Annotated in this window: 15 protein-coding genes; 6 read left to right on the top strand and 9 right to left on the bottom strand. The window is 70.5% G+C overall.

The genetic code is table 11. The features are described 5' to 3' along the window. Positions 1-159: 159 nt before the first annotated feature. From ASD62_RS11590 to rpmH, 8 genes are all read right to left on the bottom strand, one after another. Positions 160-1,380 (bottom strand): ParB/RepB/Spo0J family partition protein, encoded by a 1,221-nt coding sequence (locus tag ASD62_RS11590; RefSeq protein ID WP_056916090.1) that lies wholly within the window; start codon positions 1,378-1,380, stop codon positions 160-162. 15 nt (positions 1,381-1,395) lie between these two features. Continuing rightward, on the bottom strand, positions 1,396-2,505 hold the full coding sequence (locus tag ASD62_RS11585; RefSeq protein ID WP_082580749.1) for a ParA family protein: 1,110 nt from the start codon (positions 2,503-2,505) through the stop codon (positions 1,396-1,398). 353 nt (positions 2,506-2,858) lie between these two features. Further along, positions 2,859-3,605 carry a 16S rRNA (guanine(527)-N(7))-methyltransferase RsmG gene (rsmG, locus tag ASD62_RS11580; protein WP_056916089.1) on the bottom strand — a complete coding sequence of 249 codons (747 nt, stop codon included), beginning with the start codon at positions 3,603-3,605 and terminating at the stop codon, positions 2,859-2,861. A 150-nt stretch (positions 3,606-3,755) separates the two neighbouring features. Next, positions 3,756-4,472 carry a R3H domain-containing nucleic acid-binding protein gene (locus ASD62_RS20730; protein ID WP_056917340.1) on the bottom strand — a complete coding sequence of 239 codons (717 nt, stop codon included), beginning with the start codon at positions 4,470-4,472 and terminating at the stop codon, positions 3,756-3,758. Between the two features lie 11 nt (positions 4,473-4,483). Continuing rightward, a complete protein-coding gene (gene yidC, locus ASD62_RS11570; protein ID WP_056916088.1) occupies positions 4,484-5,503 on the bottom strand; it encodes a membrane protein insertase YidC in 1,020 nt (339 codons plus the stop codon). Between the two features lie 96 nt (positions 5,504-5,599). Continuing rightward, positions 5,600-5,869, bottom strand: a complete 270-nt coding sequence (gene yidD, locus ASD62_RS11565; protein ID WP_056916087.1) for a membrane protein insertion efficiency factor YidD — start codon at positions 5,867-5,869, stop codon at positions 5,600-5,602. Continuing rightward, positions 5,866-6,234: a ribonuclease P protein component gene (gene rnpA, locus ASD62_RS11560; protein WP_056916086.1), complete on the bottom strand. Its 369-nt coding sequence runs from the start codon at positions 6,232-6,234 to the stop codon at positions 5,866-5,868. Before rnpA ends, yidD begins: the two co-directional genes overlap by 4 nt. 10 nt (positions 6,235-6,244) lie before the next feature. Then, positions 6,245-6,382, bottom strand: coding sequence for a 50S ribosomal protein L34 (rpmH, locus tag ASD62_RS11555; protein ID WP_056882794.1), 138 nt, complete (start codon positions 6,380-6,382; stop codon positions 6,245-6,247). Between the two features lie 472 nt (positions 6,383-6,854). Between rpmH and dnaA the strand changes: the two genes are divergently transcribed. Continuing rightward, positions 6,855-8,474, top strand: coding sequence for a chromosomal replication initiator protein DnaA (dnaA, locus tag ASD62_RS11550; protein WP_056916085.1), 1,620 nt, complete (start codon positions 6,855-6,857; stop codon positions 8,472-8,474). Here the strand turns inward: dnaA and ASD62_RS11545 are convergent. Continuing rightward, entirely contained in the window at positions 8,455-9,441 is a 987-nt protein-coding gene (locus tag ASD62_RS11545) for an NAD-dependent epimerase/dehydratase family protein (protein WP_056917339.1), read from the bottom strand. The two genes, dnaA and ASD62_RS11545, sit on opposite strands and share 20 nt — an antisense overlap. A 133-nt stretch (positions 9,442-9,574) precedes the next feature. Between ASD62_RS11545 and ASD62_RS11540 the strand changes: the two genes are divergently transcribed. The 5 genes from ASD62_RS11540 to ASD62_RS20145 all read left to right on the top strand — a co-directional run bounded on the left by ASD62_RS11540 (position 9,575) and on the right by ASD62_RS20145 (position 15,181). Beyond that, entirely contained in the window at positions 9,575-10,312 is a 738-nt protein-coding gene (locus tag ASD62_RS11540; RefSeq protein WP_235530688.1) for a TetR/AcrR family transcriptional regulator, read from the top strand. 650 nt (positions 10,313-10,962) lie between these two features. Next, positions 10,963-12,096, top strand: a complete 1,134-nt coding sequence (gene dnaN / locus ASD62_RS11535; RefSeq protein WP_056916084.1) for a DNA polymerase III subunit beta — start codon at positions 10,963-10,965, stop codon at positions 12,094-12,096. A gap of 102 nt (positions 12,097-12,198) precedes the next feature. Continuing rightward, on the top strand, positions 12,199-13,278 hold the full coding sequence (gene gnd, locus ASD62_RS11530) for a phosphogluconate dehydrogenase (NAD(+)-dependent, decarboxylating) (RefSeq protein WP_056916083.1): 1,080 nt from the start codon (positions 12,199-12,201) through the stop codon (positions 13,276-13,278). Positions 13,279-13,356: 78 nt separating this feature from the next. Continuing rightward, positions 13,357-14,556 carry a DNA replication/repair protein RecF gene (gene recF / locus ASD62_RS11525; protein WP_056916082.1) on the top strand — a complete coding sequence of 400 codons (1,200 nt, stop codon included), beginning with the start codon at positions 13,357-13,359 and terminating at the stop codon, positions 14,554-14,556. Further along, positions 14,549-15,181, top strand: a complete 633-nt coding sequence (locus ASD62_RS20145; protein ID WP_369796225.1) for a DUF721 domain-containing protein — start codon at positions 14,549-14,551, stop codon at positions 15,179-15,181. Before recF ends, ASD62_RS20145 begins: the two co-directional genes overlap by 8 nt. Positions 15,182-15,185: the final 4 nt, after the last annotated feature.

Raw genomic sequence — 15,185 nt, 5'->3', positions numbered from 1 at the left:
ATTCGTCGTCTCCGGTGATGGCCAAGATGGGCCGCCGGCGCTCTGGACGCCATGTTTCCCGTGAAACATCGACGCCGGCGAGCGCCCCGCTCACGGCGGCCGGCGGCCGGCAGCCAGCGGCCGTGCCGCCGAGGCCTGCCGGGTGTGGGCGTCGCGGAGTCAGGCGCTCCGGTCGACGCCGAGCATGTCGACGATGCGGTTGAGGTCCTCCACCGACGCGAACTCCACGGTGAGCTTGCCCTTGCGCTGGCCGAGGGCGATGTTGACGCGGGTGTCGAACCGATCGGACAGGCGGGCGGCGAGGTCGTCGAGCTGAGGGTGGCGGTTCCCTGCGCGGGGACGACGGGGCTTGGCCTTCTCCTGGTCCCCGCCCAGGGCGACGATCTCCTCGACCGAGCGCACCGACAGCCCCTCGGCCACGATCCGCTGGGCCAGGCGCTCCATACCCGCACCGTCGTCGAGCGACAGGAGGGCCCGGGCGTGCCCGGCCGAGAGCACCCCGGCGGCCACCCGGCGCGCGACGAGCGGGGGCAGCTTGAGCAGGCGCAGGGTGTTGGAGATCTGGGGCCGGGACCGGCCGATCCGTCCGGCGAGCTCGTCGTGCGTGCAGCCGAAGTCCTCGAGGAGCTGCTGGTAGGCCGCAGCCTCCTCCAACGCGTTGAGCTGGCTGCGGTGGAGGTTCTCCAGGAGCGCGTCGCGGAGCAGGTCGTCGTCGTCGGTCTCCTTGACGATGGCCGGCACGGTGCTCTTGCCGGCCTCCTGCGACGCCCGCCAGCGGCGCTCACCCATGATGAGCTCGTAGATGACGCCCTCGGGCGCGTTGTCGAGGTCATCAGGCCCCTGACCTGCAGGAATGGGGCGCACGACGATCGGCTGGAGAACCCCGATCTCGCTGATCGAGTGGACGAGCTCGGCCATGGCGTCCTCGTCGAAGACCGACCGTGGCTGCTTCGGGTTGGGCCGGATCGACCCCACCGGGAGGTCGCCGTACGACGCCCCCGGCACCGGCGCGAGACCACGACCGCCCGTACGGTCCACGACCGAGGCGTCCGTGGCGTCCGCCTCCTGCCGGGGTGCGGTGGCACCCTCCCCGTCAGCCGCCCCCTCGGACCCTGCCCCGTCCCCGCTCCCGTCGGCCGTGGGCCGCTCGGAGGTCTCGGTCCGCCGTTCGGCGGCGCCGCCCTCGACCGAGGTCGTCGCGTCCGGGCCCTCCGTGAGGGTCTCCTCCCCTGCCGGGGTCTCCTGCGCACGGTCCACCGTCGTGGCCGGCCGCTGGTCCTGGAAGAACACGTCGACCGGACGGCTCGAGGTCGGAGAGGTCGGGGCGTTGGGGATGAGGGCACCCAGGCCCCGGCCGAGGGCGCGACGCTTCTCGCTCATGTGGGGGGTTCCTTGTCAGTTCTGCGCGGGGGCGGGCGGGGGGACGGGGCCGGCTGCCCCACGGTCGGCGAGCTCGGCGGCGGCGCCGAGGTACGAGAGCGCGCCACTGGAGTTCGGGTCGTACGTCATCACGGTCTGGCCGTGGCTGGGCGCCTCGGAGATGCGCACGGACCGCGGCACGGTGTTGCGCAGGACCTGCTCGGGGAAGTGGGTGCGGACCTCGTCGGCCACCTGGGCCGAAAGCCTCGTCCGACCGTCATACATGGTGAGCAGGATGGTCGACACGTGCAGCGTGGGGTTCAGGTGGTTGCGGATCAGCTCGATGTTCTTGAGCAGCTGGGAGAGACCCTCGAGCGCGTAGTACTCGCACTGGATCGGGATGAAGACCTCTTGGGCCGCGACGAAGGCGTTGACCGTGAGCAGACCGAGGCTGGGCGGGCAGTCGATGAGGACGTAGTCCGGCGTGGGACGGTCCGACGACTCCGCCTGCAGGAGGTAGGCGGTGATGGCGCGCTGGAGACGGGTCTCTCGCGCCACGAGCGAGACCAGCTCGATCTCGGCACCCGCCAGGTCGATCGTGGCGGGTGCGCACCACAGGCCCGGGATGTCGGGGCACTCCTGCACCACGTCCATCATCGGCGTTCCTTCGACGAGCACGTCGTAGATGCTCGGGACCTCTGCGTGGTGGTCGATGCCCAGCGCGGTGCTGGCATTGCCCTGCGGGTCGATGTCGATGACCAGCACCGTGAGCCCGGCCTGCGCCAGGGCAGCCGCGACGTTGACCGTCGTGGTCGTCTTGCCGACCCCGCCCTTCTGGTTCGCGACGGTGAGCACGCGGGTGGTCGGCGGTTTCGGGAAGACCCGCCCCGTGAGGGCGATCCGCTTGCGGGCGTCCTCGGCGACAGCGCGCGCCAGCGGGGTGTCGTGGTCCCCGTGCGGCAGGGACGAGGCGAGCTCTTCCCGCTGCTCTGTTTCACGTGAAACGACGGCCGCCAGGGCGTCCTCGGCCGCGGCCGAGTCCCCGACGTGCGACGGCGTGGGCGCACCGGCGACTGGCGACTCCGACGCGGACCCGGTTTCACGTGAAACCGGCGCGGTCGCCACGGGCGACGAATCGGCTGCCATACCCGCAGGGACAGGACCTGTCGCCCCGACATCCTTGACATCAGCCGGGGTCGCGTCGTCTGTTTCACGTGAAACAGGAGCATCAACTGCGTCGCTGGTCTGGCTCTCGACGGCTTGCTCCTGCTCGTCGGAGACGTTGGGCCAACCCACAGCGGTGCTGGGGCCCGCCTGACGTCCGGGCCATCCCAGACCCCGGTTCAGCTGCAGCGCTGCTGTCGTCACGCGGTCACCTCGTTGGCCATGGGCATCATCCAACCCTACGTGGGGGTGGCCTCACAAACGCGCCGATCCCGCCTCGCCACGCGGGTGCTCGTCCGGTCTGACCGCTTGGTCCCGTTGCGTCCAGCGCGGGCTCAGGCGTCGCGTCGGGAGGCTGTTCCCGGCCGCGTCGCCTTCTTGACACGACGAGCCTCCGCCTTGGTCGCCGGGCGGGGCTTCACGACGAGCTCCAGCGTGACCGTGGGAACCTCCAGCAGGTCGCCTCCGTAGCGCTGCACCTGCGATCCCACCATGCCGAGCTTGCGGAGCAGGGGTGCGGCCGCCTCCAGCTCGTCGTCGGCGCTGCTGCCCTTCAGGGCGACGAGCGTTCCACCGGCAGCCAGGAGGGGGAACGTCCACCGGGCCAGCTTGTCGATCCTGGCCACCGCTCGAGCCGTGGCCCATTCGACGGACAGCACTCCGTGGAACTCCTCGGCCCGGCCCCGGTGGACCGTGCAGTTGGTCAGACCGAGCGCCTCGATGGTGTCGGACAGCCAGGTCGTGCGGCGCAGCATGGGTTCGACGAGGTGCAGGTGCAGGTCAGGGCGCGCGATGGCCAGCGCCAGGCCGGGGAGCCCGGCCCCGGATCCCACGTCCACGATCGCCGCGCCCTCAGGGAAGGCCTCGTGCACCACGGCGCAGTTGAGGATGTGCCGCTCCCACAGGATCGGGACCTCACGGGGACCGATGAGGCCGTGCGACACCCCGGTGTCGGCCAGGATCGCGGCGAACGCCTCGGCCACGGCGAGGCGGTCCCCGAAGACCACCGCGGCCGCCGCGGGTGCAGCGGGCGCGATGAGCGGAGCCTCGGCGGCGTCTCTGGGGGCGGGCTGGTCGCTCATGTCACCTCGGGGTCGAATCGATCGGGCTGCGCCGACCAGCGTAGGGGCCGGGTCCGGCGAGGGGAAAATGCGCGACGGGCGCAGGTCCGGTGTCCCGGTCCTGCGCCCGTCGGGCGGCGCCTTATCGGCGCTGTTTCACGTGAAACCGCGTCAGCCCGGCAGCACGACGACGAAACGGCGAGGCTCGACCCCGTCCGACTCCGACACCAGGCCGGCGGCGAGCACCTCGTCGTGGACCACCTTGCGCTCGAACGCGGTCATCGGCTCCAGCGACGCCTGCTGGCCCGTCGCCTTGACGTCGGCGATGGCCTTCTGGGCGATGGTCACCAGCGCCGCTCGTCGCTCGGCGCGGTGGCCGGCCACGTCGAGCATGAGGCGGCTGCGCTCACCGGTCGCGGACTGCACCGCGAGCCTGGTGAGCTCCTGCAGCGCGTCGAGGACCTTGCCGTCCGGTCCGACCAGGCGGCGGGGCACCCGCCCTTCGTCGGAGTCGACGATGGAGACGGCAGCACGGTCTCCATCGACGTCCACGTCGATGTCGCCGTCGAGGTCGGCGATGTCCAGCAGGGTCTCGAGGAAGTCGGCTGCCACCTCGCCCTCCCGCTCGAGGTCAGCGGTCTTGGCGGGGCGACGACGGGAGGTCGAGCCGGAGGCTCCTGCGTCGTGGGCACCGGTCGCGTCGGTGGCATCGTCGGAGTCGGAGTCGGTGTCGGCCTCGGAGGCTTCGGAGTGCGCGCTGACGGTGTCCGTCTCGGCGGCGTGCGCGTCGGTGGCGTCACCCGCGGGGGTCGCGTCGGTGCTCGCTGCGACCTCGGTCTGGCCGGCCTGGCTGGTCTCGTCGACGACGGTGTCGTGGTGCTCGGTCATGGTCATCGCTCTCAGTTGTCGGTCTGCGGCTTGGATTCCTGCACGGGCGAGCTCGCGGTGGCCGGCTTCGGCTTGCCTGCGGCACTCGTCTTCTTCTTCTTGTTCCGGCTCGGCTGCTGCCGCTGGCCGGACGCCTTGCGAGCCTCTTCCTCGGGCTTGTCGAGTCCCTTGACCCGGAACTCCTCGACCGGCTTGCCGCGCTTGGCCCGACGCTCCTGCATGGCCTTCTCCGCCGGCGAACCCGGGGCGGGCATCTTGCGGATGACGTAGAACTGCTGGCACATCGACCACACGTTGGTGGTGAGCCAGTAGAGCAGGACACCGATGGGGAAGTTGACGCCGGAGATGGCGAAGAACAACGGCATCAGGTAGAGCAGCATCTTCTGCTGCTTGGCGAAGGGGTTGTCCAGCGCTGAGGCCGGCATGTTCTTCATCATCAGCTGACGCTGGGTGGTGAACGTGGAGGCCGACATCAGCACGATGAGCACGATGGTGACGATCTGCGTGGTCAGGCTGTCCGCACCGATGAACTTGTCGGAGAGCTGGGCACCGAAGAGCGTCGACTGCTCCGCCTGACCGGCCAGGGTGCGGCTGATCGGACCGATCGGCTGGGTCTCGCCCGAGGCGATCTTCTGCAGGCCGTTGAGGACACGGAACAGGCCGAAGAAGAACGGGGACTGCAGCAGGATCGGCAGGCACGAGCTGAACGGGTTGGTCCCGGTCCGCTTGTACAGGTCCATCGTCTCCTGCGTCATCGCCTGACGGGAGTCCGGGTCGGTCTTGCCCTTGTACTTGGCCTGGATCTTCTGCATCTCGGGCTGGATGAGCTGCATCCGCCGGGAGGCGTGGATCTGCTTGACGAACAGCGGGATCATCGCCGCCCGCATGACCACCACGAGGCCGATGATCGACAGCACCCACGCCGCGCCCGAGTCCGGCGGGATCCCGATCGTGTCGAACAGGCTGTGCCAGCCGTACAGGATCCACGCGACGATCCATTCGAACGGGTAGATCAGATCACTGAAGCTCATGGTGTCCTCAATCTGGTGGTGGGCCGTCGGGCTGACGTCCCACCAGTGGTTCCGACCATGCAGTGCGTATGACGCGTGGCCGGCAGGTCTGGTGCCCTACCGCTGGGCTGCGGGCTGGGCGGGTCGTGCTGACTGGGCTGGCACATGGTCGACACCCCCGGCGGTCCAGGGATGACACCTGCCCAACCGCTTCAGGGCGAGCCAGGTTCCCTTGACGGGACCGAATCGCTGGAGGGCGGTGACGGCGTAGGCAGAGCAGGAGGGGTAGTACCGGCACGTCGGGGGCCGCATCGGGGAGACGAACCGCTGGTAGAGCACGATCAGGCCGATCAGCGGAGTCGTGACGACCTTGCCGACGGACCTCATCGTCGACCCGACCCCACCCGAGCGAGGACCTTCGGCAGGACCCGGTCCAGCTCGGCCCCGAGCTGCGCCGAATTCGCCTGCGCGGCAGCGGGATTCGCCCGAACGACGAGGTCCGTACCGGCCGGGACGTCGCTGAGACGGGCCGCCATCAGCGCCCGCAGCCGACGCTTGGTCCGGTTGCGCACCACTGCGCCACCGACGGCCTTGGAGACGACAAAACCGACCCGCGGCGGTTGTCCCGCGCGCGCGTCGGTCTGTCCTGCATGGACCACGATGAGCGTGGAGCCTGCTCGGGCTCCCCTGGGGCCCCTGAGCGCTGCCGAGAACTCCGAGCTCGTGCGGAGCCGGTGCCCTGCGGGCAGCACAGGGACTGCCTCAGGCGGAGAGCTCGGAGCGGCCCTTGGCGCGACGAGCCGACAGGATGGCGCGACCCGCACGGGTGCGCATCCGCAGGCGGAAGCCGTGGGTCTTGGCCCGGCGACGGTTGTTCGGCTGGAAAGTACGCTTGCTCACGAGGTTTCTCCGTTACTGGTCAGGCCCGGTTGGCCTGCTGAGTGCTGGTGGGCGGCACGCGGCCGCAATCGGAAACCCGCGCCGCGACCGGCTCCTGGAAGGGAGCGACCACGGGGTGTCACGGGCATGCGAAAACGGCCGACAGGCCTGCTCCAAGGTACGCGAGCGTGAACGGCAGGGTCAAACCAGCCCGTCGGCGGGCGGCACACGGGACGAACCACCCCGCTTTAACACCGCCGGGGGCGACGTCCACGCGGACACGCCGAGACTCTGCCCCGAATTTGCCCGGGACAGGCAAATTTTCCGGAGTGTGGCTTGCTCCGCGGGGGCTGATGTTGTTAGCGTCCGTCCTCGTCCCGGTCCTTGCCCACAGGTTGTGGATAACCATGTGGATGAGGCACAGTGTGGACCGGACACCATGACCCTGCGACAGGGCAGCAACGCGGACACCGTCGAAAGGGATGTGGGACCTGTGAGTGAGGCCGATCTGGACTTTGCTCAGATCTGGCAGAACACCATCGCCTCCCTCGACGCCGACGGTCTGCCCGTCCGCGAGCGCGCGTTCCTCGCACTGGCCCGGCTCTCGGGCCTGCTCGACGGGACCGCCCTGGTCAAGGTGCCGAACGACTACACCAAGGACGTCGTCGAGCAGCGGGTCCGCGACGCGGTGACCCGTGCGCTGTCCTCCCAGCTCGGCACGCAGGTGCAGCTCGCGGTCACCGTCGACCCCTCGCTCGACGAGGACCACTACGTCGAGGACACCGTCGGGTTGCCCGACCAGCGTGGTGAGCAGCGCGGCGGTACCGCCTCCTACGGCGGGTACGGCGAGGCCCCGGCGAACTTCCGCGACGCGGGGTACGGCGAGAGCCCGCGGGAGGTCGGCCACCTCGAGAACAACGGCTGGGCCCCGAGCCAGCGTGAGCCGCAGCACCAGCCCGCGCACCGGGTCGACCCCGACGAGCGGCCGGACCCCTCGGGCGAGCAGGCCGCCCAGGCCCCCGGACCGGCGCCCGCGCAGCGGCGTCCCCGCGACGAGGTCCCGAGCATCACCGACGAGTCGGCGACCCGGCTCAACCCCAAGTACACCTTCGACACCTTCGTCATCGGGGCGAGCAACCGGTTCGCCCACGCGGCAGCGGTCGCCGTCGCCGAGGCGCCGGCCAAGGCGTACAACCCGCTGTTCGTCTACGGCGAGTCCGGGCTGGGCAAGACCCACCTGCTGCACGCGATCGGGCACTACGCGCGCAACCTCTACCCACACGTCAAGGTGCGCTACGTGAACTCCGAGGAGTTCACCAACGACTTCATCAACAGCATCCGCGACGACAAGGCGAGCAACTTCCAGCGCCGCTACCGCGACGTCGACGTGCTGCTCATCGACGACATCCAGTTCCTGCAGGGCAAGGTGCAGACGCAGGAGGAGTTCTTCCACACCTTCAACACCCTGCACAACGCCAACAAGCAGGTCGTCATCACCAGCGACCTGCCCCCCAAGCTGCTGTCCGGGTTCGAGGAGCGGATGCGGAGCCGGTTCGAGTGGGGCCTGCTCACCGACGTCCAGCCCCCCGACCTCGAGACGCGCATCGCCATCCTGCGCAAGAAGGCCATCCAGGAGCGGATGAGCGCCCCCGACGAGGTGCTCGAGTTCATCGCGAGCCGGATCTCGACGAACATCCGCGAGCTCGAGGGCGCCCTGATCCGCGTCACCGCGTTCGCCAGCCTCAACCGGCAGAGCGTGGATATGGGCCTGGCCGAGATCGTGCTCAAGGACCTCATCCCCAACGAGCAGGGGTCGCAGATCACGAGCGCGACGATCATGGCCCAGACAGCGGCCTACTTCGGGCTCACCATCGAGGACCTGTGCGGAACGTCCCGCTCGCGGGTGCTCGTGACGGCCCGCCAGATCGCGATGTACCTCTGCCGCGAGCTGACGGACCTGTCCCTGCCGAAGATCGGCCAGCAGTTCGGCGGCCGCGACCACACCACGGTCATGCACGCCGACAAGAAGATCCGCCAGCTCATGGCCGAGCGCCGGGCGATCTACAACCAGGTCACCGAGCTGACCAACCGGATCAAGCAGCAGTCTCGCTGATCCCGTTTCCGGCGGCGCCGGGAACAGCAGCAGGGTCCTGCACGAAGGCCACCGTGTCGGCGAGGGTCTGCTCCCACGGTGTGGGCGCCATACCGAAGACGCGCTCGGTCTCGGAGGAGTCGAGCACGAACGGGCGGTCGAACTGGTGCCGGGTCTCGGCCAGCTCGCGCAGGAACGGCACCGCGAGCCCCATCCCCTTCACCACGGGAGCCGGTATGGCGCGCACGGCCGGCGTCCTGCGCCCCACCAGGGCCGCGACCTCACCTGCGACCTGACGCATCGAGCGGGCCGGTGCGCTGGGGACGTGCCACGCCCGTCCCCAGGCCCGGTCGTCCTGGGCGAGCAGCGCGGCGAGCCGGCCGGTGTCACGGACGTCGGTCCAGGTGTGGGCTGCGTCGGGGTCACCCACGAGCAGCCACACCGGCCGACGACGGACCACCGGGGCGACGACCAGCTCCTGGAGCATGCTCATCCGCCCGCCGATGCCCGGCCCGGTGTAGTCGCAGGCCCGCAGCTCGGTGACGCGGACCCGGCCCGCGGCCTGAGCGGCGAGGGCGTCCTCCCACATCCGCACGCGCAGCGCACCCTTGTGCCCGTTGGGCACGAGCGGGGTCTGCTCGGTCATCGGCCCGTCGACCCGGCCGTAGCCGTAGAGGTTCCCGACGATGACCAGCCCGGCACCCGTGCGCTCGGCCGCGCTGAGCAGGGACGCCGCCAGCGGGGGCCAGTCGCGGTCCCACGTCGAGTAGTCCGGCGGGTTGAGGGCGTTGACCAGGGCATCCGCCCCGCGGGTCAGCTCGGTGACCCGGTCAGCATCCGTCGCGTCGGCGGCGACCGGCTCGACCCCGTGGAGGTGTGCACCCCGCCCGGACCGCGACACCAGCCTCACCTCGTGCCCTGCCGCCACCAGCTCACGGGCCGTGTTCTGCCCGACCGCCCCAGCCCCCATCACCACGTACTTCGCCATGACCACCAGCTCCTTGATCCTCAAATGTGAGCACTGCTCTCTGTTTCTCGAAGTAGATACCCGGGAACGGCCCCTCGTCAAGAGCACTGCTCACATTCGTGACACCTGCTCACTGAACTGGCAGGATGGGCGGGTGCCCACCGATGACGCCCCCCGCACCGGGTCCGCCCCCATGGGGATCCGTGCCCGCAACCGCGCCGCGATGGAGGAGGAGATCCTCGAAGCCGGCCGACGCCACCTCGCCCGGGACGGCGCGGCCGCTCTGTCGCTGCGGGCCGTCGCGCGCGACCTGGGCATGGTGTCCTCGGCGCTCTACCGGTACGTCGCCAACCGGGACGACCTGCTCACGCTGCTCATCGTCGCCGCGTACACCTCGCTCGGCGACGCGGTCGAGGAGGCGCACGCCGCCATACCGGACGACGACCTCGGCGGACGCTGGGACGCGATCGCGCACGGCCTGCGCACCTGGGCCCTGGCCCACCCGCACGAGTACGCCCTGGTGTACGGGTCGCCGGTCCCGGACTACGACGCCCCCTCGGAGCGTACGACCGAACCCGGCACCCGGGTGCAGCTGCTCCTCGTCCGGCTGCTCGCGGACGCCACCCGATCCGGGCAGCTGGCGACGGGCGAGGACGGAGGGGAGGCCACGGATCTGGCCGAACGAGCAGTCGGAACCATGGTGCGCAGCGAGTTCTTCGAGGGCAGCTGGGTCGACGCGCGCACGCTCGTGACCGGCCTCGCCGCCTGGTCCCTGATCATGGGAACGCTGTCGACGGAGCTGTTCGAGCAGCTCGGGGCCGACACGGTCACCGACAAGGACGCCTACTTCGCCTCGATGGTGACGATCGCGCGCCGTCTCGTCCTGTCCTGAACCCCCGTCATCCACGGCTTGTCCTCAGGCTGTTCCCAGTTGTCCACAGCACTCTCCACAGCTGTGCGTGCTCGTTCATCCTCCCGACACGTGACGCCACCCGGCAGCGCCGGAGCACGGGCCCGCCGCCCTTGAGCACGGGAAAGCAGACAATCCCGGCCAAGTCCCCGTGGTCCACACCTGTGGACAAGTCTGTGGGTATGTGTGGCGGCCCCCTGTCTCTCATCCGTTCGGCTGATCCTTCTGCACACCGGTGGACAACCTGTGGACAACCGGTGCACGACACACCGCGGAGCTGGGGACAGCCCGGGAGTGTCGTGTGGAGACGCTGTGGGCGCGGGATCGGCCTCCACAGCCCGGACCCATCGGTCCGGCGCGGCGTCCACGCGGTGTGCACAGGGGGATCGGCCCGCTGACCTGCGCCGACGCGCCCCGTCCACAGAGTGCACACCCCCTACAACGATGACGAGATCCCTCAACTCATAGATCCAGCCCCGAGTACCAATCCTGCCCCCGACCCCCTGCAGATCACACGAAAGGCGAATCCTCCATCCGGGTTGGCCGACCGCAGCGCGAGCACTAGGGTCAGTGCGCAATCACATTCGTGGTGTTTAGGCGGCGGGGCCGCACGTGAAGGGCAGGTAGCGACGGTGAAGTTCCGGGTCGAACGTGAGGTCCTCGCCGACGCCGTGATCTGGGTGGCCCGAGGGCTCCCCGCCCGTCCCCCGGTCCCGGTCCTGGCCGGGGTCCTCCTCGAGGCGAACGACGAGGGCACCCTCACGTTGTCGGCCTTCGACTACGAGGTCTCCGCCAAGATCACCGTCGCCGCGGACGTCGCGGAGAGCGGCACCGTCCTCGTGCTGGGGCGGTTGCTCGCCGACATCTCGCGCAACCTGCCGACCAAGCCGGTCGACGTCGCCACCGACGGCAACAAGGTCGCGGTGACCTGTGGTTCGTCGCGCTTCAGCCTGATGCAGATGCCGGCCGACGACTACCCGACCCTGCCCACCTCCCCCACCGCCAGCGGCCACATCGACGGCAAGGTCTTCACCGAGGCCGTCGGCCAGGTCGCCATCGCTGCCGACCGCGGCGACACGCTGCCGATCCTCACCGGCGTCCGCGTCGAGATCGACGGCGACAAGATGACGCTGCTCGCCACCGACCGCTACCGGCTGGCCATGCGTGAGCTGACCTGGAACCCCGAGGCCACCGACGCCCAGCACCTCGCGCTGGTGCCGGCCCGCACGCTCTCCGAGACGGCCAAGGCGCTCGGTGCCTCCGGCTCGATCGAGGTGGCGCTCGGTTCGTCCGCCGGGGGCGACGGGCTGGTGGGCTTCGAGGCCGGCCAGCGCCGGACGACCACCCGCCTGCTGGACGGCGAGTACCCCAAGGTGACGTCGATCTTCCCCTCCAGCGTCGACACCGAGGCGGTCATCAAGACCTCCGACCTCGTCGAGGCCGTCAAGCGCGTGGCCCTGGTCGCCGAGCGCAACACCCCCGTCCGGCTGCGGTTCACCGACGGCCAGGTCGCCATCGAGGCCGGCACCGGTGACGACGCCCAGGCCTCCGAGGCGGTCGAGTCGACGCTGACCGGTCCCGAGATCGAGATCGCGTTCAACCCGCAGTTCCTGCTCGACGGCCTCGGCGCCGTCGGCACCGAGTTCTCCCGGTTGTCGTTCACCCAGCCGTCGCGCCCGGCGGTGCTCTCGGGCCAGGACGAGCTGGACGGCGAGGCCGACACGTCGTACCGGTACGTCCTCATGCCCGTCCGCTTCGCGAGCTGAGCTCACCCGGGCGTAGCCTGACCTAGGCGCACGGCGCGGTATGCCGTGCGCCACGGAGGTCCTCCTTCGCGGACCCCGCCCCCACACGAAAGGCGTCGTCACATGCAGCTCGGTCTGATCGGCCTCGGCAAGATGGGCGGCAACATGCGCGAGCGCATCCGCCGCGCGGGCCACGAGGTGGTCGGCTTCGACCACAACCCTGCTGTCTCCGACGTGAAGACGCTGGCGGCCCTCGTCAAGAAGCTCGACGCCCCCCGCACCGTGTGGGTGATGGTCCCGGCCGGCGAGCCGACCAGGGAGACCGTCGCCAAGCTCGGTGACCTGCTCGACAAGGGCGACATGGTCATCGACGGTGGCAACAGCCGCTTCACCGACGACTTCGAGAACGAGAAGCTGCTCAAGTCCAAGGGCATCGGCTACGTCGACTGCGGTGTCAGCGGTGGCATCTGGGGCCTGGAGAACGGCTACGGCCTCATGGTCGGCGGCACCGCGGCCAATGTGAAGAAGGCCATGCCGATCTTTGACGCGCTGCGCCCCGAGGGCCCGCGCGAAGAGGGCTTCGTCCACGCCGGCAAGGTCGGCGCCGGGCACTACACGAAGATGGTCCACAACGGCATCGAGTACGGCCTGATGGCCGCCTATGCCGAGGGCTACGAGCTGCTCGAGGCCAAGGACATCGTCACCGACGTCCCCGGTGCCTTCAAGGCCTGGACCCGCGGGACGGTCGTCCGTTCCTGGCTGCTCGACCTGCTCGTCGACGCGCTGGAGAAGAACCCGCACCTCGAGGACGTCTCCGGGTACACCGTCGACTCGGGCGAGGGTCGCTGGACCGTCGAGGAGGCCATCGCCAACTCGGTGCCCATGCCCGTCATCTCGGCGTCGTTGTTCTCGCGGTTCGCCTCGCGCCAGCAGGAGTCGCCGACGATGCAGGCCGTCGCCGCTCTGCGTGGCGGGTTCGGTGGCCACCAGGTCATGTCGGTCGCCGAGGGCGAGAAGCTGCGCGCCGACGGTGCTCCCAAGCACGAGAAGGCCGTCGCCGCCAAGGCTGCCGCCCACGAGAAGCCCACCAAGAGCGCGGCCAAGGCTGCTGCCAAGGGCCGCAAGGCCGCGGCCGCGGGCCCGTCGTCCGGCACCGGCGCGACCAGCCCGACCCGCAAGCGCGCAGCGAAGAAGTCGAGCTGACCCACCCCCGGGGTATGGCGCCTGTCGGCGGACCCGTCCGCCCGTCCACCCATCCGTCGAGCACCTGATCGGTCGATCGTGCACGTCCGTCACCTGACCGTCTCCGACTTCCGCAGCTACGTCACGGCCGAGCTGCCGCTCGAGCCCGGGGTGACGACGCTGGTCGGCCTCAACGGCCAGGGCAAGACGAACCTGGTCGAGGCGATCGGCTACCTCGCGACCCTGTCGAGCCACCGGGTGGCGACCGACCAGCCGCTGGTGCGGTTCGGGGCGGAGCAGGCCGTCATCCGGGGGGCCGTCGTGCGGGACGGTCGGGAGACCATGGTCGAGCTCGAGCTCAACCCCGGGCGAGCCAACCGGGCCCGCCTCGGCCGCTCCCCGGCAGGGCGGCCGCGCGACGTGCTCGGCACCCTGCGGACCGTGCTCTTCGCGCCGGAGGACCTGGCCCTGGTCAAGGGCGACCCGAGCGAGCGGCGCAAGTTCCTCGACGACCTGCTCGTGGCCCGGCAGCCACGCTGGGCCAGCGTCCGCGCCGACTACGACAAGATCCTCAAGCAGCGCAACGCCCTGCTGAAGTCGGCCGCCCCGGTGCTGCGCCGAGGACAGCGCCGGCCGCCGCCGCGGCCCACCGACGAACCCGTCGAGGACGCGCGCGCCTCGGCGCTGCACACCCTCGACATCTGGAACGAGCACCTCGCAACCGTCGGGTCGCAGCTGCTGTACGCCCGGCTGCGCCTGCTGCGCGACCTCGGCCCCTACCTCACGAAGGCCTACGACGAGGTGAGCGCCGGCCAGTCCGACGCCCGCGTCTCCTACAAGAGCTCCCTGCGTGAGGCCGCCTCCGCGTCCCTCGCGGCGGGCGAGGTGCCCGAGATCGACCAGCTCCGCACCGAGATCCTCGAGACCCTGGGCGAGCTGCGTGAGCGCGAGGTCGAACGCGGCATGTCCCTGGCCGGCCCGCACCGGGACGACCTGGTCCTGTCCCTCGGCGATCTCCCCGCCAAGGGCTACGCCAGCCACGGCGAGAGCTGGTCGTTCGCGCTGGGACTGAAGCTGGCGGCATACCAGCTGCTGCGGCACGACCTCGGCGACGACCCGGTCCTCATCCTCGACGACGTGTTCGCCGAGCTGGACTCCGGCCGCCGCGAGCGGCTGGCCGCGATGGTGGCCGACTGCGAGCAGGTGCTCATCACCGCGGCCGTGGACGCCGACGTGCCGAGCACGTTGACCGGCCGGACGTATGCCGTGAGGCTGGGTGAGGTGAGCCTGCGTGAGTGAGGACCCCGGCGAGGACCTCCCCGAGCCCCTGCTGCAGACCTCGGCCGCAGGCGACACGGACGCGGCTCCGTCAGAGCCTGCCCAGCCCGGCCTGCCCACCGAGCCCAGCGAGCCCACAGCTTCCGGTGAGGCGGCGGGGTCGGTAGAGGACGCGGCGAGTGCCGCCCTCCAGCGCGCGCGGGCAGCCGCCCGGGACAAGGGACTTCGGCCGGGGCTCAAGCCGATGCGCCGACGCCAGCCCGGGGTCCCCAGCAGGACGCCGCGCGACGGTCGCGACCCCCTGCTGCTCGGCGACCAGATGGACCGGCTGCTGTCCGACCGCGGCTGGAAGGTCGACGTCGCGGTGGGTTCGGTCATGGGCCGGTGGCCGCAGATCGTCGGGGAGGAGGTCGCCCAGCACTGCGTGCCCGTGACGTTCGAGCTCGGGGTGCTCACCGTCCGGGCCGACTCCACCGCCTGGACGACGCAGCTCAAGCTGCTCGAGTCGGCGATCATGGGCCGGCTCGAGGGGGAGGTCGGCAAGGGCACCGTCGCGGCGCTGAAGATCGTCGGTCCCAGCGCACCCTCGTGGTCCAAGGGTCCCCGGCGCAGCACCGGACCCGGGCCCCGCGACACCTACGGCTGAGGCC

The organism is Phycicoccus sp. Root563 (assembly GCF_001427915.1).
Taxonomy (GTDB): domain Bacteria; phylum Actinomycetota; class Actinomycetes; order Actinomycetales; family Dermatophilaceae; genus Pedococcus.
Note: the sequence above shows the minus strand (reverse complement) of the source record. Positions and strands in the feature narration are given on the sequence as shown.

Bases quoted from the DNA above. Each gene is read 5' to 3' on its own strand.
- ASD62_RS11590 (WP_056916090.1), bottom strand. From the start codon at position 1,380: ATGAGCGAGAAGCGTCGCGCCCTCGGCCGGGGCCTGGGTGCCCTCATC.
- ASD62_RS11585 (WP_082580749.1), bottom strand. From the start codon at position 2,505: ATGGCAGCCGATTCGTCGCCCGTGGCGACCGCGCCGGTTTCACGTGAA.
- rsmG (WP_056916089.1), bottom strand. From the start codon at position 3,605: ATGAGCGACCAGCCCGCCCCCAGAGACGCCGCCGAGGCTCCGCTCATC.
- ASD62_RS20730 (WP_056917340.1), bottom strand. From the start codon at position 4,472: ATGACCGAGCACCACGACACCGTCGTCGACGAGACCAGCCAGGCCGGC.
- yidC (WP_056916088.1), bottom strand. From the start codon at position 5,503: ATGAGCTTCAGTGATCTGATCTACCCGTTCGAATGGATCGTCGCGTGG.
- yidD (WP_056916087.1), bottom strand. From the start codon at position 5,869: ATGAGGTCCGTCGGCAAGGTCGTCACGACTCCGCTGATCGGCCTGATC.
- ASD62_RS11545 (WP_056917339.1), bottom strand. From the start codon at position 9,441: ATGGCGAAGTACGTGGTGATGGGGGCTGGGGCGGTCGGGCAGAACACG.
- gnd (WP_056916083.1), top strand. From the start codon at position 12,199: ATGCAGCTCGGTCTGATCGGCCTCGGCAAGATGGGCGGCAACATGCGC.